A 581-nucleotide genomic window follows, 5' to 3' on the forward strand; every position below is an offset into this window, starting at 1 on the left:
TCCGTGAACCCGATGTTCATCCTGCCCGAAGCGGCCGCCGCGCGCGGAGAGGCCATCGGCACGGGCTGGGCCGGATCGTTGACCATGGGGGCAGGGCAGTTCTGCACCAATCCGGGCATTGCGGTGATTGCCCAAGGGCCGGAGGGGGACGCCATCGTGGCCGCCGCCGCCAAAGCCCTGAGCGCGGTTGCGCCGCAGACCATGCTGACCGATGGCATCGCCTCGGCCTATGCTGCGGGCAAGGCGCGGTTCCACGACCGCAACTCCGTCCGTGCGGTGCTTGAGACCGAAAGCGCCGGGCGCGACGTCTGCCCGAACCTCTATGAGACCGATGCCCAGACCTATCTGCAAGATCACGCTCTGGGCGAAGAGGTCTTCGGGCCGCTCGGTCTGGTCATCCGCACCGAAACGCCGGAGCAGATGGTGGAACTGGCCAAGGGCTTTGAGGGTCAGCTGACCGCGACTTTGCATATGGACGCAGGGGATGCGGCGCTTGCGCGGAGCCTTCTGCCGGTGTTGGAGCGCAAGGCGGGCCGGGTCATGGCGAACAACTTCCCGACGGGCGTCGAAGTGGCCGATGC

General features: G+C 67.3%; 1 protein-coding gene. It reads left to right on the forward strand.

What is annotated here, in order from left to right:
- A partial coding sequence (locus ACYBHZ_RS19330) for an aldehyde dehydrogenase family protein (RefSeq protein WP_460275950.1) occupies positions 1 to 581 on the forward strand: 581 nt, incomplete at both ends.

Source organism: Celeribacter sp. ULVN23_4, from assembly GCF_054788345.1.